The following is a 21321-nucleotide window of genomic DNA, read 5'->3' on the forward strand; positions in this document are numbered from 1 at the left end:
GATACTAATATAAATAATAACAGATAAAAACGATGACTAATTTGAAAAAGTACACTAATGCCGATTTCTATAAGAACGGCGTGTTCCAGCAAGAGACTGCGATTGAAGCAATGAAGGCAATGTTTGTTCACTATAACATTCCCTTTACCGGGTTTATGGCTGAAAATATGTGGGTGACGGACTTTGGCTTAGGAGATTTCGAGAATGTGGGTATGGGCGGTATCTTTTGGATTAACGACCCGACATACGGCTATTTCGCCCATGCCATTTATTTACTTCCGGGACAGATGATTCCTGAACATGCTCATGTGAAAACGGACTTCCCGGCCAAACATGAATCATGGATGGTAGAGAAAGGATGGGTTTACAATTTCTCGGAGATAGGAGAGACTACTCCGGACATTCCGGCAATTCCTTCCACGCATGGCCCTATTAAAAGCAAGAATTGTGTAAAACAGGAAGTAGGGGATATCTTACGCTTGAAAGAAATGGAAACCTTTCACTTTATGATGGCAGGGCCGGAAGGGGCTGTAGTCTGTGAATGGGCCAACTACCATGATAATGCCGGACTGCGTTTCACCCATCCGACTGCTGCGTTATAAACTGAATATTTCGAATCAGCATAGATTCGACTGAAACAAACCACCATGAAAAACAAGTATCACACATTAGTGTTGTTTTTAGTATTTCCTTTACTGACTTCTGTGGCTGCGGCTCAACAGAAGAATACCAGAATAAATATTTCTGCAAAAGAAAAACAAGCGCAACGTATACATAGGTTGCAGAACGAGCTGAAATGGCTGAATATAGAAGCCATTCGATTGGCATATGAAGATATGAAGCGTCTTGAAGGATTCGACGTTGTAAAATATCAGCCTGTTTTGACGGAACTGGAACAGCAAGTGAAGCAAGGATTCGGTGATATCCATAGTGGTGATGAGGCTGTTTTGGCAAATGCGGAAAAGGCGATTGCCAATAAGCGTGCTATCCTACTGGCTAATCCATTACTGGATGGAGACAAAGTCCTTACCGTCCGTTATAAATTAGGAAATAGGGATCGCCGGGCGATGGCTCCCGACCTTGGTACGCAGTCGAATAACTGGAGCAACCAGGAGTCTGCCCGCCGGAAAGGTTTTGACGCGGATATCGTAGAATTAAGTAATTTGCGTAAAGACGTACAGATTCGTACGGTTTATAAACCGGCCAATACTTCCTCTATTGCCGATTTGAAACTGCATTGGGACGGGGAACGTGCGATGTTTACCCAAACTATGCCTGATAATCGCTGGAATATATTTGAAGTGAAACTGGATGGTGGTGATTGTAAGAAACTGATTGATAACCCTGAACCGGATTTGGAGTTTTACGACGGTACTTATCTGCCGGACGGACGTATCATTGCCAATTCGAATATCGGTTATCAGGGAGTTCCTTGTGTCAATGGTAGTGATCCGGTAGGGAATATGGTGCTCTATACACCACAGAATAAAAATCTGCGCCGTCTGACATTCGACCAGGATGCCAACTGGAATCCGGTGATAATGAATAATGGGCGTGTGATGTATACCCGTTGGGAATATACAGACCTCACCCACTACTACACCCGTATCGTAATGAATATGAATCCTGACGGTACGGAACAAAAAGCATTGTATGGCAGTGGCTCGATGTTTCCCAACAGTACTTTTGACGTGCAACCCTTACCCGGTTATGGTTCTGCTTTTGTCGGCATCATTTCAGGACATCACGGAGTGGCACGTTCCGGTCGTCTGATTCTGTTCGACCCGGCTAAAGCGCGTAAAGGAGCAGCCGGCATGTTGCAGGAGATTCCTTACCGTAACCGCCCCATCGTTGAAGAAGTAAAAGACAGGTTGGTAGATGGTGTATGGCCACAGTTTATCAAGCCTTCTCCTCTCAACGATACCTACTTTCTGGTCGCTGCGAAACTGGATAAGAATGATTTGTGGGGAATCTATCTGGTGGATAAGTTCGATAACGTAACTTGCTTGCACAAGATGGATGGTGAAGGATATATCAGTCCGATAGCTGTGCGCAAAACTGTGACTCCGCCTGCCATCCCCGATCGGGTGAAGTTGGACGACAAGCAGGCAACCGTCTTTATACAGGACATTTATGAAGGCGAAGGGTTGAAGGGCATTCCGCGCGGAACAGTGAAGTCACTTCGTTTGCACGCTTATGAATATGCTTATGTACAGACACAATCCGACCATAACTGGCATGGTATCCAGTCGGGATGGGATATCAAGCGTATGCTGGGAACTGTGCCGGTAGAAGAAGACGGTTCGGTTATCTTTAAAATCCCTGCCAATACGCCTGTCTCCATCCAGCCTTTGGATAAGGACGGAGTAGCCGTGCAGTGGATGCGCAGTTGGCTGACCGGGCAACCGGGAGAGATTGTCTCCTGCGTAGGATGCCATGAAAACCAAAATCAGATTGTCATACCGAAACGTGTGATTGCTTCGCAAAAAGCACCGCATGCTTTGACTCCCCCTGAAGGCGGTACCCGCTCGTTTACTTTTGACCTGGAAGTACAGCCGATTTTAGACCGTGCCTGCATCGCCTGTCATAACGGTGAAGGAAAAGCATTCGATCTGCGTGGCGGCAAGAAGGATAAGAAAGGATATGGAACATCTTACCTCAATCTTCATCCGTATGTACACCGTCAGGGTGGTGAAGGGGATATGGTAGTGCTTTATCCTTATGAATATCATCCGAATACCAGTGAACTGGTTCGTCTTTTGAAGAAAGGTCATTATAATGTGAAACTGACGGACGCGGAATGGCGGAAAATTTATAACTGGATTGATTATAATGCTCCCGACAAAGGATATTTCAATGCCAATGTGCTGACGTCGTTCCCTTATCAGGGATACGACCAGATAGAACGTCGTAAACAACTGACCGATAAATATGCCGGTGGAGCCGGTGTGGACTGGAAAAAGGAAATTGCCGATTATGCCGGTCAACTCAAGAATAAGGGTGAAATACAACCGGTAATGCCGGAGAAAACCGCCCCTGTGAAAGAGAAGGTACAGAAGGTGAAAGGATGGCCGTTTACTGCGGATAAAGTAAAGGAACTGTTAGCCGGTGAAAAAGAAACTGTCAAGGTGTTGGAAATAGCACCGGGCATTCAAATGACATTTGTACGTATTCCGGCGGGTGAGTTTGTTATGGGTAGTTACGAAGGTGAACCGGATGCTTATCCTACCACTAAAGTGAAGATAGATAAAGCATTTTGGATGGGGGAACTGGAAGTGACCAACCAACAGTATAACACTGTATTTCCGCAACATGACAGTCGCTATGTAGACCAACAATGGAAAGACCATGTAGTGCCGGGCTATCCTGCCAATAAGCCGGAACAGCCTGTTATCCGGGTAAGTTATAATGACGCAATGGAATATTGCAGGATATTGAGTCAAAAGACAGGATTGAACATCACTCTTCCAACCGAAGCACAATGGGAATGGGCTTGCCGTGGCGGTAGCGACCAGGACTTTTGGTTTGGTAATCTAAACGCAGATTTCGGTAAGAAAGATAATTTGGCCGATGTGACAACCAACAAGTTTGCCGTGATTGGAGTCGACCCGCAACCAATGTCGCCTGAATCATCTTGGTATAAATATTATACCTTCCTTCCAAAGGCTGACAATGTGGATGATGGCAGCTTGGTACAGGTAGGTGGAAAGAAATATGAAGCCAACCCGTTCGGATTATACTGTATGCATGGCAATGTTGCCGAATGGACACGTTCGGATTATGTACCTTATCCGTATAAAGAGAATTCGAAAAAGGTTTCCGAATATAAAGTAGTTCGTGGCGGTTCGTATATTGAACGTCCGAAACATTCTACCGCCTACTCGCGTAAGGGATTCTATCCTTATCAATGCGTATTCAATGTCGGTTTCCGTGTCATTATTGAAGATTAAGTGAGTATATTGAAGATAAAGTGAGTATTTAAATGGGAAAAACAAATCTGAAAAGACTGATTTCATCCTCAACAACTACGATTGTATTGTTGCTTGTTTATGGTATTGGCTTGGCAGCCGCCACTTTTATTGAAAAGTATCAGGGAAGTGAGGTAGCCAGGTCGATGGTGTACTGTTCTCCTTTGTTTTTCCTTCTTCAATTTCTACTGGTGCTCAATTGGTTGGCTGTCGCCATCCGGCAACATTCGCTGAAAATGCGAAAATGGGGAATGTTGGTTACTCATGGCGCTTTCATTATCATTCTGCTCGGAGCATTGGTTTCCCACCTTTACGGTGAGGAAGGTATTCTGCATTTGCGTGAGGGAGAGACGAGCAACCGTTTTGCCGTCCGTCATGCCGGTGGAGTGACTTACCATACGCTTCCTTTTAGTGTAGAACTGATGAATTTTACGCTGACCCGCTATCCCGGTTCGTCCAGTCCGTCCGCCTATGAAAGCGAGTTGCTGGTACATATGGACGAAGAAGTCATTTCCGGGCGGGTTTATATGAATAACGTGTTGGATGTGAAAGGCTATCGCTTTTTTCAAGCTTCTTATGACCAGGATGAACAGGGCACAGTGCTCTCCGTCAACCGTGATGTGGCAGGACGAACTATCACTTATACCGGATACGCTGTTCTGTTGCTCGGACTGGTTTTATGCTTTGTGGACAAGCGTTCGCGGTTTATGCAGCTCGGTCGCAGGCTGAAGGAATTACGTTGTTCAGTTCTCCTGATATTGTCAGTACTTGCTTCTTTGTCGGTTCAGGCTAACGATACTTCAACGCAAGTTGCTAACGATACTTCAACGCAAGCGAAAGAAGTGACGCAAGCGACAGAAACTGTTTTGAAGAGTGTCGTAAATGCCGGACATGCCGCCCGTTTCGGTGCATTGCCCCTTCAATCGGGAAAAGGACGTGTACTTCCCGTCAACACTTTCTCATCCGAAGTCCTGCGGAAATTACATAAATCGGATACATTCGGTTCTTTAAATTCCGACCAGTTTCTGATTAGTGTCTTGGTAATGCCGGAACTTTGGACGCAAGTACCTTTTATTGCCGTTCCCGGAAAAGAATTGAGCGATTTCTATCATCTGCCCTTTCCTCAATGCGCCTATATGGATGTATTTGATGCCGATGGGAATTATAAATTGCAGGAGAAACTCGAAGAAGCCTATGGCAGGATGGCTGCCGCGCGGACTCGTTTCGATAAAGAACTGATAAAGTTTGATGAACAAATCAATATCTTTCATCAGTTACTCAACTGGCAGTTATTAAATCTCTTTCCGAAAGAAGACGACCCGCAACATACATGGTATGCTCCCGGCGATGACTTGTCTGCGTTTTCAGGAAAAGATTCGATGTTTGTCTCCCGTATCCTGACCTGGTATGTCGAGGAAGTGCAAACTTCTTTTCAGAGTGGTGACTGGACAAAACCGGATGAAATAGCAGGTATGATTTCTACTTATCAACAGGCAAAGAATAAGATAGAGGGTGTTACTCCTGAAAAGATGGAAGCAGAAATAAAATATAACCGTTTGGATGTATTCAGCCAGTGTAAGAAAGGATATCTGATTTTTGGGGGCTTATTGCTGGTATCTGCTTTTGCTTCTTTATTTAAGCGCATCCGTTGGATACGTTTGTCAGGTTGGGCGCTTTGTGTCGCTATTCTGGCTGTTTTCTTTTTCCATATGTACGGAATGGGGATGCGGTGGTATATCGCAGGATATGCCCCATGGAGCAATTCATACGAAACAATGGTGTATGTATCCTGGGCTACGGTTTTCGCAGGATTACTGTTTGCCCGCCGTAGTCTGCTGACTTTTGCCTTGGCTACACTGTTCGGTGGCACTATCTTATTTGTTTCGGGACTGAACTGGATGGATCCGCAAATCAATCCGCTCGTTCCTGTTCTGAAATCACCGTGGCTCATGTTTCATGTAGCCGTTATTGTGGGTGCATACGGATTCTTCGGTATCAGTTGCCTGCTTGGATTAGTCAATCTGGTGATGATGAGTCTTAAAAAGTCGGTATTGATACAACGGATAAAAGAATTGAGCATTATAAACGAAATGTCTCTCCTGATTGGGCTTGCCTTGATGACGATAGGAACATTCCTTGGAGCTATTTGGGCAAATGAATCATGGGGACGCTATTGGGGATGGGATCCGAAAGAGACTTGGGCACTGATTACAATGGTCGTTTACGCTATTGTCACTCATCTTCATTTGATGCCGTTCAGAAACAAGTTGTGGCTGTTCAATCTGTCTTCAGTGATTGCGTTCTATAGCGTGCTGATGACTTTCTTCGGAGTGAATTATTTCTTGAGCGGTATGCATTCTTATGGTCAAAACGACTATGTAGGCGGCATATTTATCTATCTTTTAGCATCGGTGTTCCTGGTGGCATTGCTTGGAATTCTATCTTTCATGGGAAAACAAAAACAGAATAATTAATCGGACGTAATGATGTATATGATGAAGAATACTATAAAGAATCTTGTATTGCTATTTGTTCTATTTTGCCTGTCACCGATTGTTCAGAGCAAGTCACCTCAACATTTGTTGTTGGGTGGTTCCGGTTGGAACAAGATTGCCATTATAAATAAAGAAACCAAAGAAATAGTATGGGAGTATCCTTTGGAAAAAGGTTGGGAATGTAACTCGGTGGCAGCTACAAAAACAGGAGAAATCCTCTTTTCCTACTCCAAAGGAGCAAAAATGATAACCCGTGACGGACAGGAACTTTGGAACATTGCCGCTCCTGCGGGTTGTGAAATGCAGACTGCACGTATATTGCCTGACGGTAATGCGTTAATAGCCTGGTGCGGTCATCCGTCTACCATTTTAGAAGTGAATCCAAAAGGGGAAATTCTTTCGAAAACCGAGTTTGAAACAGGTATCGAACGTCCCCATGCGCAGTTCCGTCAAATAAATAAGAATAAAAAGGGAAATTATCTCGTTCCTTTATTTGCTACTTCTGAAGTGCGCGAAATTGCATCTGACGGTAAATTGCTGAATACAGTCAAACTCTCCGGTACTCCTTTCTCCACTGCTTTTCTTAAGAATGGCGACTATTTGGTAGCTTGCGGGGATGCTCATTGTTTCGTTCAACTGGATGCTACCTCGAACAAGATTATCCGTCAGGTAAATGCCAATGATATAGACGGGGTACAACTATTTTTTGTAGCTCAACTCTTCCCCTTGAAAAAAGGCGGACTTTATATTTGTAACTGGCAAGGGCATGACCGTGAAGCCGGTAAGGGTAAACATCCCCAATTGGTAGAGATTGATTCAAACGGTAAAGTGGTATGGCAACTGAATGATAAAGTTAAATTCGGTATGATTTCTTCTGTTTGTCCAATCAGAAGATAGTATCAGGCAATTTATTTTGTACATTTGTCAGGTAATATAAATACTATTCTTCTGACGCAATGAAATGGCAACTCTGTAAATAGCTTCGCCCATATGGATTGTGAACAATGGAAAAGTCTGTTGTTCCAACTATTTGTGACTTCACATAAGTCGCAAGTTATTTCATTATTCTATTTAGGAAACCATATTTAAGAAGCTATTACACAATGAATACGAAAATATATCCCCGTACCAATGATTTTCAGACTATCTATCTGAATACAGTAATAAAGAGCCCTGCTATTATTGTAGGTGATTATACGATATACAACGATTTCGTGAATGACCCGGTTCTTTTTGAGAAGAACAATGTTTTATATCATTATCCAATTAATAGAGACCGGTTGATTATAGGAAAGTTCTGTTCCATTGCTTGCGGAGCTAAATTCCTTTTCAACAGTGCAAACCATACATTGAACTCTTTATCCAACTATACATTTCCTATCTTTTTTGAAGAATGGAATTTAGATAAAAAAGAGGTTGCCTCAGCTTGGGACAATAAAGGCGACATAGTGATTGGCAATGATGTTTGGATAGGATATGAAGCTGTTATCATGGCCGGAGTACATATCGGGAATGGAGCAATTATTGCATCGCGGGCAGTGGTAACGAAAGATGTTCCCCCTTATACGATAGTGGGCGGAATACCCGCCAAAGAGATTCGGAAGCGTTTTGATACAAATACAATTGCTTTATTGCAAGAATTGCAATGGTGGGATTGGAGTTTTGAAAAGATATCCGAATGTTTGCCTTATATAATGGGTGGGAAGATTGAAGAATTAATGCAAAAATAAACAATATATGAATTTGAAAATAGAGCTTGGAACCTCTGCTGATATAGATGAACTGGAAAGGCTATATGACGAGTTGAACGATTACTTGGCAACTACGGTTAACTACCCCGGATGGATAAAAGGAATCTATCCGGTTCGCGAAGATGCAGTTTCCGGTGTGAATGATAACAGCCTTTTTGTAGCAAGATGTGATGGGAAAATTGTGGGGTCGGTCATTCTGAATCATCAACCGGAAAAGGCTTATGAGAACATCAAATGGAAAATAGACGTAGATTATAGTCACATCTTTGTGGTACGCACTTTTGTTGTGCATCCTTCCTTTTTACAAATGGGGGTTGGGCGTGCACTAATGGATTATTCATTGGAATTGGCTCAAAGGTTAGGATTGAGTTCTGTCCGCCTGGATGTCTACGAGAAGAACCTTCCTGCCATTTCTCTGTACGAGAAATGTGGATTTGATTTTATTGATACAGTAGATTTGGGATTAGGTAAATATGGACTTGATTGGTTCAAACTGTATGAGAAAGTAATATCTGTATGATTTGTATCAGTTACCATATTGATTAATCCAACCTTTTAAACCGTCAAACCTCTTTTTCTTGTAACTTTGCAGCCGATTTTAGAAAAAGAAATTTGGAATGATAAATAAATACGAGGAACGGCTGGGAACAGAACGTATGTTGCCGCTTGTTTTTAAGATGGCACTTCCAGCAGTAGCTGCACAGTTCGTCAATTTGCTATATAGTATTGTCGACCGTGTATATATCGGACATATTCCGGGTATCGGAACCGCTGCATTGGCCGGTGTGGGAGTAACTACTTCCCTCATTATCCTGATTTCTTCTTTTTCAGCAATTGTAGGCGGTGGCGGTGCGCCATTAGCTGCCATTGCACTCGGACAAGGGGACCGTTTGCGTGCCGGCAAAATATTGGGAAATGGTTTTGTCCTTTTAATAATATTCACCCTACTTACTTCTTTCATCGCATATACATTTATGGAACCCATTCTCCTTTTCACGGGAGCTTCGGAAAATACATTGGAATATGCAGTGGATTATCTTTCCATTTATCTGTTGGGTACCATATTTGTAGAAATATCAACAGGATTGAACAGCTTTATTAATGCACAGGGGCGTCCTGCCATTGCTATGTTTTCGGTTCTAATCGGTGCTTTACTGAATATAATTCTTGACCCTATCTTCATCTTCTGGTTTGATATGGGGGTGAAAGGAGCGGCTCTGGCTACGGTGCTTTCACAGGCTTGCAGTGCTGCGTGGGTACTGACTTTCCTTTTTTCCAAACGTGCCTCTTTGCCTTTGGAAAAGCGTTATATGAAATTGGACAGGAAAATAATACTTGCTATATTGGCTTTAGGAGTGTCTCCATTCATTATGGCTAGTACGGAGAGCTTAGTTGGTTTTGTCCTTAATAGTAGCTTGAAAGAGTTCGGCGACATCTACATTAGTGCATTGACAATTCTGCAAAGTGCGATGCAGTTTGCCAGTGTGCCATTGACGGGATTCGCGCAAGGATTTGTCCCGATAATAAGCTATAACTATGGACATGGTGACAAACAGCGTGTAAAAGACTGTTTCCGTATTGTATTGATAACCATGTTCTCTTTCAACCTGATATTAATGCTTTTCATGATTCTGTTCCCTTCAACGGTAGCTTCCGCTTTTACAAGTGATGAAAGGTTGATTGAGACTGTTCGTTGGACGATGCCTGTGTTCTTGGGCGGCATGACTATTTTCGGATTGCAGCGTGCCTGCCAGAATATGTTTGTAGCATTGGGACAGGCTCGGATTTCTATTTTTATTGCTTTGTTGCGTAAGGCAATTCTATTGATTCCGTTAGCATTGATATTACCGCATTTCATGGGAGTGACAGGTGTATATGCGGCTGAAGCTATATCCGACGCGACAGCAGCAATATGTTGTACTCTGTTATTCTTTTGGCAGTTCCCCAAGATTCTAGGAAAAATTCGAGGGAATACGAATACTCTACGTATAAATTAATACCGGATAAGATTCGGGAGAACTGTTGCTAACTGAAAAAATGACCTCTCTTAAAAACGGAATATTTAAACTGGCTGGAAATCAATATAACCAATGACTGGTGGAAAAGAATAGAGAAACTCCGGCATTTATTAATATGCTTTTTCTGTTTTAAAGGGATTTGAGAGATATGATGATAAAGTTGTAATGGCATACCTGTTTTACTTGTCATATTGAGTGTTTTATAATGAATAACTAATCATTCGGTTATATTATATCTTCTTCGGCTCTACGATGAAATAGAGAAAAAAGGTCGTTTCGAACACTCGAAATCCTCTTTCTGTATCTTCCTCACCGAGGAAGGATAGGTTCCTCGGTGAGGAACTTGTCGATGCACACCGAGGAACGCTTCGTTGGTTTAAGTGGAATAAAAATTAAGTGGTTGAAGAAATTGCATATTATATGCGGAATTATGTGATATTAGTCTGTATTTATGCATAATATTGCACTTGTTTATGCAGCTTTTACTCTAATTCACCACTTTTAAAACAATCGTTTCTCATCGTAATCTTAAAAATAGCACATCCATGATGAATACTTTTTGCACTCTAATTAGAAGAAGTATCCCCAAAATAGCCTCTGCCATAGAATTATTCGACGAACGCCCTGATAACTCATGACGAAACAAGTAATATAGGAGATAAACTTCGCATACTCAGAGATTTTACTTATATTTGTTCTTATAAATAAAATGTAAGTAAAAAACATGAGAAAACAACTATCAATTACATTAGCTTGTTTCCTTCTTACTTCGGCTACGGCATTCGCTCAAAGCTGGAAACCTTATGAAAATACTGCGAAGGGAAAGACTTATGAAACATCCGATTGCGTGACATTACTGGATAGCACGCTGGTATCTGTCCAACCTACCGGACAAGGTTCGTTTGCTGTGTGCAAAGTGATTAAAGTGCAAACTCCGAAAGGGGCAGTAGCTAACCGGGTAATTAAATACGATTATGACCCTCTGACCGCTTATGCCGAATTCAAACGTGTAACCGTTTACCGTGCCAATGGGCAGGTGGATGAACTTGATGTAAAGAAAACCTGTGATTATGCCGCTCCTGCCCGGGCTATTTATTGGGGAGCGAGACAGATTATGCTCGAAATCGGTGCTTTACACCCCGGTGATATCGTGGATTATGAGATAGCTAAGAAAGGTTTTACTTATGCGCTGCTTGGATCCGGAGATGAAGACGATTCACGTTTTATCCCGCCTATGTGCGGACAATTCTATGATATTGTTCCTTTTTGGAGTAGTGTCCCCACCGTGCGTAAAGTTTATAAAGTGGCTGTCCCCATGGAAAAAGAACTGCAATTCCAGTTCTATCAGGGTGAATGTGCTTCATCCATGCGTTATGAAGACAATAGCAAGGTGTACACTTTTACAATGGATAATGTGATGCCTTTCGTCAGAGAACCGAATATGGTAGACCTTTTTGATGCGGCTCCCAAACTGATGATGTCTTCTACTCCCCAATGGAAAGACAAGTCCTTGTGGTTCAATAAAGTGAATGAAGATTATGGCAGTTTTGCCCCACTGCCCGAAGCACAGAAAAAAGTGGACGAACTGATAAAAGGCAAGAAAACCGAGATGGAAAAGATTGCCGTGCTGACTCATTGGGTGGCAGATAATATCCGTTATTCCGGCATATCCATGGGAAAAGGAGAGGGGTTCACACTTCACAATACTAAAATGAATTATACCGACCGTTGCGGGGTCTGTAAAGACATAGCAGGCACACTGATTTCCTTCTTGCGTATGGCAGGTTTCGAAGCCTATCCGGCTATGACAATGGCGGGCAGCCGTGTGGAGAGTATTCCCGCCGACCATTTTAATCACTGTGTGGCAGTGGTGAAATTGAGTAACGGAACGTATATGCCACTCGACCCTACCTGGGTTCCTTTCTGTCGCGAACTGTGGAGCAGTGCCGAACAGCAGCAGAACTATCTGCCGGGTGTGCCCGAAGGTTCTGATTTGTGCATCACTCCGGTTTCAGCTCCCGAAAATCATTATATGCGTATCAAAGCCGACAACCGCCTGGATGCGGATGGTACTCTGCGTGGTACTTTCACTCTTACCGCCGAAGGGCAGAGCGACAGCAATATCCGCCGCATCTTTACTACCGGATTTCAGAGCGAATGGAAAAATACAATGGAAAGCCAGCTTTTAGCCATATCTCCAAAAGCCAAATTGTTGAGTGTAGACTATGGCAAGAATCCTAAAGACTATCAGGCGGCACCTATTAAAATCACTTTCCGTTATGAAATACCTGACTATGCATTAAAAGGAGAGAAGGAGATGTTCTTCCGTCCGTTAGTGATGAATAACCTTTATAACCAGGTGCGTTCTTACTTGCGTATCGACACTTCGTTGAAAGAACGTAAGTATGGTTTCAAAGATGGATGCTCGCGTCTGGTCGAACTGGATGAAACGATTCAGCTTCCGGCAGGATACAAACTGGCGAATGCCAACAAGAATGAAACAATGCAAGGTACGGGAGCCGATTTTGAAGGCTCATTGGCGCAGCAAGGAAACAAAGTGTTGCTTCACAACAAACTAGCCTTGAAGAAACGTGTCTATGAGGCTTCCGACTGGGATAGTTTCCGTAATTCAGTGAATGCCCACAAGGCATATGGTGAATATTTAGTGATTAAAAAGTAGAGCAGAATGAAAAATATACATTATTATATAACTACACTGGTAGTACTGCTGCTTATAGTAGCTCCGGTGAAAGCGGCATCCGAAGCCGAATTCGGGAAATTGCACAAAACTTACATCTTGCATGCTGATGGTAGCCAGGAGATGCGTGTACAAAAAGAACTGACACTATTTACCCATGCAGCAATGAATCGTCTGTATGGTGAAAGTTTTATTATTTATAATCCGAAGTTTCAGGAATTGAAGATTCACGAATCTTACACCTGTCAGAAAGACGGCAATATTGTAAAGACACCCGAAAATGCGTTTGTGGAAGTACTTCCTTCTGCGGCAGCCGATGCTCCGGCATATAATGGTTTGAAAGAAATGGTCGTAGTCCATACCGGATTGGAGCTAGGAGCTACTATTTATCTGGATTACTCGATTATTTCCCGCCCGGGCTATCTACCCGAACTGGACGTGTGCGAGCAGGTGGAAGAACTTTCTCCAATCAAAGAATATATGCTTGCATTATCAGTGCCCGAAAACAAGCCTTTGCATTATGAATTATTGAATGGTAAAGCTGTTCCGGCAGTGAAAACTGCGGGTGGTGTAAAGACTGTGACTTGGGCATTGAAGAATGTGCAACCACGTCCTTATATGCTCGACGTTTCTTTGCCGGCAGGCAATGTGCAGGCTATTGTAGCTTCTACTTATGCTTCAAAAGCCGATGCCTTGAAAGTGATTAAACAACAACTCGAGAGTAACGGAAGGGAAGTTTCAGAATTGGCAAAGAAACTGACTGCCAACGCACAAAGCCCGGAGCAAAAAACGAAACAACTCACTGCTTACGTACAAGGATTAGGAAACTGCCGTTTGTCATTGTCGCAAACCGGATACCGTTTGCGTCCGGCTGCCGAAGTGATTCGTTCAGCTTATGTGACGGAAGCGGAGAAAGCGGCTTTGTTGGCTGCCTTGCAGCAAGCAAGCGGTATTCAAACTGAAATAAAGGCTGTTTTTCCTGAAACAGTGAATAAGGATGCAGCAGGACTTGCTACTGTCAGCAAACTGTTTGTTACTGATAATGCAGTTGCTGATATACAAGATTTTGTTTCTGTTGTCAATATGGACGCCCAACCAATAGCTTTAAAAACGGTTTCCCATGTGATTTCGCAAACCGACACATTGCGGGTGACTGCAAAAACCGGAAAAGCTTTGGAAGCAGGTTACCGGAGATTCGAACTGCCCCAAGCGCAGAGCGGCTGGGCTGCTTATGAAGGACGTTCAACAACTAAGAATACAACTCGTCCGGTTAATCTGCTATTGCGATATTTGCCTGATGAAACTTATACTTGTATTGTGAAAGTAGCTGACGGGATGAAACCGGTAGTGTTACCGACTGATAAAAAGATTGAAAATCCTGTCGGTGCAATAGAAGTTGCAGTGAGAAAAGCAGCGGATGAAATAGAGATTATCCGTACTTTGAAACTGAAAAAGCAATTAATAACTCCGGCAGAATATCCGGCATACTATCGCTTGATGGCAGAATGGATGGATGCTGATAAAAGCACTCTACTCTTTCAAGCTGCAAACTGAATATCACATAACTTATAAAAGATGTCCTCGTTATTAAACAACGGGGGCATCTTGCTTTATTATATCAATTCCTGTACATGAATATCGTTGCACAGGACAACCCCATATAAGCGTCTGACTTTGCCTGTTTATCAACCGGAAGAACACACCAAAATCTGTATCCCTTTATATAAAGAAAATTGTATCTGTTTTTATTTTCTTTTTTTGCTTTACTTTGCAGTGTTGTTTTAATCTCCCTAAATATTTAATGATTATGAAACTGAATTTCGCAAAAAGAATGTCCTATATCAAGGCATCGGAGATAAGAGAAATACTGAAAGTAACCGAACAGGATGATGTCATTTCCTTTGCAGGCGGTCTACCCGCCCCGGAATTGTTTCCGGTGAATGAGATAAATGAAATAACCCGGATTGTTTTGGAAGAAGCGGGAACGAAGGCGCTCCAATATACTACAACAGAAGGTTATGCTCCTTTAAGAGAGTGGATTGCCGAACGAATGAACAACCGCTTGGGGACATCTTTCGATAAAGATAATATTCTGATTACTCATGGCTCCCAACAAGGATTGGACCTGTCGGGAAAAGTCTTTTTGGACGAAGGAGACATAGTCTTGTGCGAAAGCCCTACATACCTGGCTGCTATCAGCGCATTGAAAGCATACGGATGCAGTTTCATTGAAATCCCGACCGATACGGACGGCATGAATATGAATGTTCTGGAAGATGTGTTGAACAGTACGAAAAACGTAAAACTGATATATGTCATACCCACCTTCCAAAACCCGACAGGAAGAACCTGGAGCTTGGAAAGACGCAGGAAACTGGCTGAACTGTCTGCTAAATACAATATTGCAGTTGTCGAAGACAACCCCTATGGCGAATTAAGATTCGAAGGAGAGCATCTGCCATCCGTCAAGTCTTTTGATGAGGCAGGCAATGTTCTGTGTACAGGTAGCTTTTCCAAAATATTCTGTCCCGGTTTCCGGATTGGCTGGATGGCAGGAGATAAGGAGATTATCCGTAAATACGTTCTGGTGAAACAAGGCACGGATTTACAATGTAATACTATCGCCCAAATGACCATCGCCGAATACTTGAAACGCTATGACATCAACAAACATATTGCAAAAATAATCGAAGTGTACAGAAAACGCAGGGATATTGCCATGAAATGCATGGAGCGTTACTTCCCCGATACTGTTAATTTTACTCATCCCGAAGGCGGATTATTTACGTGGATAGAACTTCCGGAAGGAGTCCCGGCACGTGAAATCCTGGAAAAATGTCTGGAGAAAAAGATTGCTTTCGTCCCGGGCGGTTCTTTCTTTCCCAACGGAAACAGGGAAAACACCCTTCGAATCAACTACTCCAATATGCCGGAAGACAGAATAGAGAAGGGACTTCAGATAATGGGCGAAGTCATAACGGAATATATCCGTAAATCAAAGTGATTCCTTAATCATATTCCCCAATATCATCAAACGTTCTTCGATAAAAGGACTCCACTGCTGACCGTAACTTAAACGCATACAATTTCTATATTGCTCCTGCAACGTAAACATACGTCCGGGAGCAATACTGATTTTATGCTGCATAGCTTTATAATACAGTTGTGTCGTATCTATCTTTTTATCCAGCTCTACCCAAAGCATGAATCCGCCTTGCGGAGTGATGATTTTAGTATCTTCGGGGAAATAGTCGATGATAGAACGTGCAAAATGCAGACTGTTCGCATGCAACTCATGGCGTAGCTTACGCAAATGATTCTCATACCTGCCGTTTTCCATAAAATTGGCTATCGCTTCCTGATTGAGAGATGGTGAAGATATGAGATGAATGTTTTTCTGACGAATCACAGCTTCCTTGAATTTTCCGGGTGCAATCCAACCTACCCGATATCCGGGAGCCAATGTCTTTGACACGGAACCACACCATAATACAAGTCCTTTTTCATCGAAAGCCTTGCATGGCTTTGGACGTGAATTTCCGAAGAAAACATCTCCATATAAATCATCCTCAATTAAAGGAATATCCTGTTCTGCCAACATACTCACAATCTCTTTTTTGTGTTCATCGGGCATACAACTGCCCATCGGATTGCTGAAATTACTGATAAGCAGGCACACATTTATCTGCGGTAACACTTTCCTCAAAGCATCCGGTTCGATACCCGTAACCGGATTTGTAGACAGCTCCAGTACACGAAGTCCCATACTATTGGCTAATTGCAACATTCCGAAATACACCGGACTTTCAACAGCGATGGTGTCTCCTTTTTGTGCAACGACGGACAGAGCTAAAGAGATGGCATTAGTCACCCCTGTTGTAGTAACAATATCATCTTCCGTTAAATTTCCGTTCCAACTATATGTGAAACGGGCTACGTCTTTTCTGAGTCGGACATTTCCTTGCGCATCTTCATATCTCGTCCCGTTCCCCGGCAGCGAATGCATCGCTTTAGTCAGTTCCTTATTGAGTTTGGCAATAGGCAGAAAAACATCTTCCGGTATCCCCAAGGAAAAACGGGTGATGGACGTATCTTCTATCGAACTATATACTTCGGCTATTAAATCCTCGTCCCCCTTCCCCGTAAACTTAATTGCAGGCTGCGTTGTAGCCGGTGCCGACAGGCGCAACGGTTTGTAATTGACAATATAACCGGATTTTGGGAGTGAAATGATGAATCCACTCTTTTCCAATTCATAATATGCCTGAATCGCGGTATTCAGACTTACTCCATATTCATTGCTAATAGTACGCAGGGAAGGCAGTTTTTCCCCCATTTTCCATATACCTGTTTTTATCTGCCGGGCTATTGTTCCGGCTATTTTCTGATATAGAGTCTCTTTTTCCATGCTTATTCCGTATCCCGCAAATGTACATAAAATATGGTGGTATTTGTTTTTATGAGGCAAAAAAATGCTGAAAGAAATACGGGCGGAAGCTGTGAAGAGTTCTCTATACAGGGGATAAAATACGGGTAGAGGAGAACGTTTATAACAATGGCATTTCTACTCTTGTCACTTGTTCCTCTTCGGGTACATCAGGACCGGTATAATAATACTCTATAGATGTCCCCGAAGCCTTGTATCCATTGGACTTTATCCATTCCATCATTTCATTGTACAGGGTAGCCAGTTCGGCATAAGTTCCTCTATGCAGACAGGAAACTATTTTTCTTTCCGGTATTATTATAGATTGTATATCCTCTTTACCTTGTAATTCTTTGGGTGATTTAAGACCGATAATCATTCTGATATTCTGTTCAGTCAAACTTTCAAAGTCAGGATATTCAACGTAGGGAATATCTGTTGTGACTTCTCCCTGTTCTTTAAATAAAGAGTCTATCCTTACGAAATTTCTCCCGATAGCTTTCGACATTCCGTTCATATCTGTCCGTACTTCAACTGCCAAAGCGAATTGTTCCGGTTGTTTCAATAGCATGATTTCTGAAATCTTTCCCATAATAGATTGTTTTAGAGTGTTGATAATTTATTATTTCTTTACGACCGGAATATAAATGTCAGTAATTAACTCCGTTTTAAGAGTGGAATCAGGATGATTCATATACATCTCAAAGCTAAAGGTACTTTGAGGACGATACTTGCTTTTCGGAAACCATTCTTCGTAAATTCTCCGGTAGAATTTGTGCAATAAAGAGTAATCTCCGGTATGCCTGAATATCGCATAGCGACCACCGGGGATTTCCATAATTCCCGGTTGAGAGTCATGTGTCATGTTATTATCTATCGTTACTCCGAGATAGAAGCGGCATTTATCCATAGGAGTAATGGATGGGTCGTCCATACTGACACTGACAAATTTATAATTCGATTTACTTTCATTATATTGTTTGGCATAATTTATCAGCCTGTTCCATATTAATTTATATCGAAGCTCATCCTTGTATTTTTCACCGACTTCAATATAGAATATTTTCATTGGCTGAATCGACCAAATCTCAGGGACAATAACCGTATGCTGTTCGTCATGCATCGGCTTGTATTTTTCCCTATATTGCGAAGTCGTTATTTCAAAATGCTTTTTGAAAGCTTTGGCAAGACTAAACTTTGTCTGATAGTTTGTCTGCTCCAAAATCTGATTGATTGTAAAGTCAGTAGATACTAATAAATGTGCTATATGTTCAAGTCGTAACCGTTGTATATAGCTTCCTATATTTTCTCCGCTAACGGTCTGAAACACCCTTCTGAAGTGATATTTGGAAAGTCCGCTCATGTCACTTAGCATATCTGTATCCAAAGAATCGAATAAGTGATTATTGATATGAACGATAATATCCTGAATCTTCTGGTGGTGAATGTTACTGGTTTCCAACTTCTGTTTCCAGCGTTTCAGTTTAGGTAAACGCGTGTTGAGTATAGTTCTCAACTCTTCCGATGAATATGTGGTATCTGCATATTCATTGTACTTGTCGGTGTATTTTATCCAAATATTAATCATCTCCGACATCGGAATATCAACGATATATTTTCCGTCTTTCAGGCAATAATAGCAGTATTCGTCACTTCGCGACCCGTCGGAGTTTGTACCCAGATATTTCTCTATATCAAAACGTAAGGGCATCCCGCAACTTTGACAATATTTCTTGTTTATTTCAGATTCAATCATTTATCGGTTAGGTTTTCGTTTGATGGATAGAAGTCGCTCCATATCATTGAATAAGCTGGTATCTCTCAGTTCGAACATAATCCACTTTCCATCATGAAAAGTGGTCGCTTCATCATATATCTTCAGTGTTTCGTTAGAGAAAAGAGCTCGCTGTGATTCAAATTTGGCACGTTCGTCTTTGCCTAAAATGACCATGAAACCGAAAGTCTGCTCTCTGGCATATAGGGCGCAAAGCGTTTTCCCACCTCTGCGATATTTATATTCGTACTTCCAGGCTTTTCCGCCATGATTCCACAATTGTTCCATATTGTACTTCTGTTCAATAAGTTGGCAAAGTGAAGACCATACATTATAAAGTTCTTTACCTATCAGGTTTTCCAATGTCTCGGGAGTAGGAATCTGCAAAGTTTCTTTCATGACATTCTATATTTACTTTTAATTATCAATATCACAAAGATAGACTGATTTTTCGATAGATAGTTGTCCAATATAGCTGTCTTTTGTATGTTTTCGTATATAAAATACGTGTTTGAGGGTATTACAAGAGGGTATTATTCTCATAGGCATGAGAATGTTTGAGAAAAAGCATCAATGTATAAACTGCCATCATATTCCTTATATTTTGCATCTTTGTATATGTTTACCAACTTATTGCCATAATCAAGAATCATCTGTTGGGATTCTTGTGATAGGTTTGTTGCCAGAATACCGCTTCCCAAAATGCCGGGATTGCATAAAATGCTGTCTTTTCTTATTGAGTTCATCGTGAGTTCTACGCACGTGTAGCTCTTGATACCTTCTTTTTTCAGATTGGATGTGATGTAGTTTTCCAGGGATTCTTTATCATCTTCAGTTATAAAACCATACCATAATAAACACTTCATCCCTAATTGAGTTGCTTTTATCAGAACATCGAGATAAGTGTAGCCTGATTCTCCTTTCTTATCTATTTCGTAAGGGTCGATATGGATGAATGACGATTCGGGAAGTGAGGGTAATAGCTGCATCGTCCCTTCCAAAGAATTGGTATTACGTACTTCTACAGAGGTATTCAAGCCTATTTGTTTGGCATAAAGAGCCACATTATCCAATGCACTCTTTTCCAAATCAAAGAATACAAATCTTTGTGTTTGCTTCCCTGATACATTCATAGCCAGTGCAGGAGAGCCTAAATAATGCCCTTTTGTCATTTCTGCACTTTCCAGTTTGTAATAAATGGAATCCGTCAAGGACTTATCTTTATCCGCATTTTCTAGAAAATGGTAGATACCATATTGCTGTTCCGGAGTATGTGTCATTGGGTAAATGGCGCATGCCGAATTGGTTTCTACATATACTTGTGGCGCTTCATTCCGAAGGGCTTCACAGAGTATCAGATGTTTCAGAACATCCGGTTGTTTTGCGAAGTGGGTGTAAGTTGACATGTCGGTGTGTATTGATTTATGCAAATATAGATAATTGCATAATATTTGCGAGTAAAAAGGGACTTTTTCTATCCAATTCTTTTTCAATTCTTCTTGAATATTACAATGCATGTATGTGCTCACCGGACGCAGTGATAATTAACCCGCCCTGGTCACTGACTACTATTTCATGCTTGCCTTCAGGAGTCACAATGATTGAACCTGTCTGTAGGAAATGTTTCCCATCTGCTGATACCCGTACTTTGGAACTGGTATCTTTTTCGGAAGATTTTTCTTCTTTCTTCTCTTTCGTTGTCTTGTCTCTGTCACGACAACTATCATAGCTATCCAAATAGCTTTTCATCTCGACTACCCTATTATCCACAAACCGGATTCTTGCAACCTTGGCCGTACCATATTCGGAAGAACGGAACTCCAGTATTTCATCCTTATCATCAAAATTCCGATAACTAGGTTCACCCAATATAGCTATCACCTCTTTGGGGAACATTCCTCGTTCTATACGCTCCAAGTTTTTATAACTGATTTTAGTTGTATAGCAACTACTGAGTAACATTGCCAGTAGCAAAAGCAAAAAGGTCTGATTCTTTTTCATATTAAGTATAGTTTTGTGTTTCTTGATGTCACAAATGTAAAGTAAGAAAACCTTCTATACGAGTGATTCTTCCTAATTGCATATAGGGATTTCCCTAACTTTTCTAGTCAGATTGAATTAAACTTTTGCAACTGAACTGTTTGTTACTCAACTAGATTGAGCGCCATGAGATGTCTTTGGTGAAAGAGGC

The 21321-nt window shown here is 41.8% G+C and carries 15 protein-coding genes and 1 pseudogene; 10 read left to right on the forward strand and 6 right to left on the reverse strand.

Annotated elements, in window-relative coordinates; genetic code table 11:
• Positions 1–26 precede the first annotated feature (26 nt).
• The 10 genes and pseudogenes from BQ7997_RS04480 to BQ7997_RS04525 all read left to right on the forward strand — a co-directional run.
• Positions 27–602, forward strand: a pseudogene (locus BQ7997_RS04480) (cupin domain-containing protein); the annotation flags it as partial.
• A gap of 45 nt (positions 603–647) precedes the next feature.
• On the forward strand, positions 648–3950 hold the full coding sequence (locus BQ7997_RS04485; protein WP_073343952.1) for an SUMF1/EgtB/PvdO family nonheme iron enzyme: 3303 nt from the start codon (positions 648–650) through the stop codon (positions 3948–3950).
• 32 nt (positions 3951–3982) lie between these two features.
• A complete protein-coding gene (locus tag BQ7997_RS04490; RefSeq protein WP_073343955.1) occupies positions 3983–6442 on the forward strand; it encodes a cytochrome c biogenesis protein CcsA in 2460 nt (819 codons plus the stop codon).
• An 18-nt stretch (positions 6443–6460) separates the two neighbouring features.
• Positions 6461–7360, forward strand: a complete 900-nt coding sequence (locus tag BQ7997_RS04495; protein WP_394333722.1) for a beta-propeller domain-containing protein — start codon at positions 6461–6463, stop codon at positions 7358–7360.
• Positions 7361–7566: 206 nt separating this feature from the next.
• Complete coding sequence (locus tag BQ7997_RS04500; protein ID WP_073343958.1) at positions 7567–8193, forward strand: CatB-related O-acetyltransferase; 627 nt, start codon at positions 7567–7569, stop codon at positions 8191–8193.
• Positions 8194–8200: 7 nt separating this feature from the next.
• Positions 8201–8734, forward strand: coding sequence for a GNAT family N-acetyltransferase (locus BQ7997_RS04505; protein ID WP_073343961.1), 534 nt, complete (start codon positions 8201–8203; stop codon positions 8732–8734).
• 97 nt (positions 8735–8831) lie between these two features.
• On the forward strand, positions 8832–10211 hold the full coding sequence (locus tag BQ7997_RS04510; protein WP_073343964.1) for an MATE family efflux transporter: 1380 nt from the start codon (positions 8832–8834) through the stop codon (positions 10209–10211).
• A 745-nt stretch (positions 10212–10956) separates the two neighbouring features.
• On the forward strand, positions 10957–12912 hold the full coding sequence (locus tag BQ7997_RS04515) for a DUF3857 domain-containing protein (protein ID WP_073343967.1): 1956 nt from the start codon (positions 10957–10959) through the stop codon (positions 12910–12912).
• Between the two features lie 6 nt (positions 12913–12918).
• Positions 12919–14484: a DUF3858 domain-containing protein gene (locus BQ7997_RS04520; RefSeq protein WP_073343970.1), complete on the forward strand. Its 1566-nt coding sequence runs from the start codon at positions 12919–12921 to the stop codon at positions 14482–14484.
• A gap of 253 nt (positions 14485–14737) precedes the next feature.
• Positions 14738–15934, forward strand: a complete 1197-nt coding sequence (locus tag BQ7997_RS04525) for an aminotransferase-like domain-containing protein (protein WP_073344779.1) — start codon at positions 14738–14740, stop codon at positions 15932–15934.
• Here BQ7997_RS04525 and BQ7997_RS04530 read toward each other — a convergent pair.
• From BQ7997_RS04530 to BQ7997_RS04555, 6 genes are all read right to left on the reverse strand, one after another.
• Positions 15926–17338, reverse strand: coding sequence for an aminotransferase-like domain-containing protein (locus BQ7997_RS04530; RefSeq protein ID WP_073343973.1), 1413 nt, complete (start codon positions 17336–17338; stop codon positions 15926–15928). The genes BQ7997_RS04525 and BQ7997_RS04530 overlap by 9 nt on opposite strands.
• A gap of 139 nt (positions 17339–17477) precedes the next feature.
• Positions 17478–17948, reverse strand: a complete 471-nt coding sequence (locus BQ7997_RS04535; RefSeq protein WP_073343976.1) for a GyrI-like domain-containing protein — start codon at positions 17946–17948, stop codon at positions 17478–17480.
• Between the two features lie 30 nt (positions 17949–17978).
• Positions 17979–19112 carry a GyrI-like domain-containing protein gene (locus BQ7997_RS04540; protein ID WP_073343979.1) on the reverse strand — a complete coding sequence of 378 codons (1134 nt, stop codon included), beginning with the start codon at positions 19110–19112 and terminating at the stop codon, positions 17979–17981.
• A complete protein-coding gene (locus tag BQ7997_RS04545) occupies positions 19113–19529 on the reverse strand; it encodes a DUF3788 domain-containing protein (protein WP_073343981.1) in 417 nt (138 codons plus the stop codon).
• Positions 19530–19669: 140 nt separating this feature from the next.
• Complete coding sequence (locus BQ7997_RS04550) at positions 19670–20536, reverse strand: 23S rRNA (adenine(2030)-N(6))-methyltransferase RlmJ (RefSeq protein WP_022139104.1); 867 nt, start codon at positions 20534–20536, stop codon at positions 19670–19672.
• Positions 20537–20636: 100 nt separating this feature from the next.
• Positions 20637–21131, reverse strand: a complete 495-nt coding sequence (locus tag BQ7997_RS04555; protein ID WP_073343984.1) for a hypothetical protein — start codon at positions 21129–21131, stop codon at positions 20637–20639.
• Positions 21132–21321 lie beyond the last annotated feature (190 nt).

This window comes from Bacteroides congonensis, assembly GCF_900130125.1.
In the GTDB taxonomy this organism is placed as follows: Bacteria; Bacteroidota; Bacteroidia; order Bacteroidales; family Bacteroidaceae; genus Bacteroides; species Bacteroides congonensis.

Coding starts and splice junctions, on each gene's coding strand:
- BQ7997_RS04530 (WP_073343973.1), bottom strand. CDS start 17,338: ATGGAAAAAGAGACTCTATATCAGAAAATAGCCGGAACAATAGCCCGG.
- BQ7997_RS04495 (WP_394333722.1), top strand. CDS start 6,461: ATGATGAAGAATACTATAAAGAATCTTGTATTGCTATTTGTTCTATTT.
- BQ7997_RS04545 (WP_073343981.1), bottom strand. CDS start 19,529: ATGAAAGAAACTTTGCAGATTCCTACTCCCGAGACATTGGAAAACCTG.
- BQ7997_RS04515 (WP_073343967.1), top strand. CDS start 10,957: ATGAGAAAACAACTATCAATTACATTAGCTTGTTTCCTTCTTACTTCG.
- BQ7997_RS04505 (WP_073343961.1), top strand. CDS start 8,201: ATGAATTTGAAAATAGAGCTTGGAACCTCTGCTGATATAGATGAACTG.
- BQ7997_RS04490 (WP_073343955.1), top strand. CDS start 3,983: ATGGGAAAAACAAATCTGAAAAGACTGATTTCATCCTCAACAACTACG.
- BQ7997_RS04500 (WP_073343958.1), top strand. CDS start 7,567: ATGAATACGAAAATATATCCCCGTACCAATGATTTTCAGACTATCTAT.
- BQ7997_RS04525 (WP_073344779.1), top strand. CDS start 14,738: ATGAAACTGAATTTCGCAAAAAGAATGTCCTATATCAAGGCATCGGAG.
- BQ7997_RS04520 (WP_073343970.1), top strand. CDS start 12,919: ATGAAAAATATACATTATTATATAACTACACTGGTAGTACTGCTGCTT.
- BQ7997_RS04510 (WP_073343964.1), top strand. CDS start 8,832: ATGATAAATAAATACGAGGAACGGCTGGGAACAGAACGTATGTTGCCG.
- BQ7997_RS04540 (WP_073343979.1), bottom strand. CDS start 19,112: ATGATTGAATCTGAAATAAACAAGAAATATTGTCAAAGTTGCGGGATG.
- BQ7997_RS04485 (WP_073343952.1), top strand. CDS start 648: ATGAAAAACAAGTATCACACATTAGTGTTGTTTTTAGTATTTCCTTTA.
- BQ7997_RS04550 (WP_022139104.1), bottom strand. CDS start 20,536: ATGTCAACTTACACCCACTTCGCAAAACAACCGGATGTTCTGAAACAT.
- BQ7997_RS04535 (WP_073343976.1), bottom strand. CDS start 17,948: ATGGGAAAGATTTCAGAAATCATGCTATTGAAACAACCGGAACAATTC.
- BQ7997_RS04555 (WP_073343984.1), bottom strand. CDS start 21,131: ATGAAAAAGAATCAGACCTTTTTGCTTTTGCTACTGGCAATGTTACTC.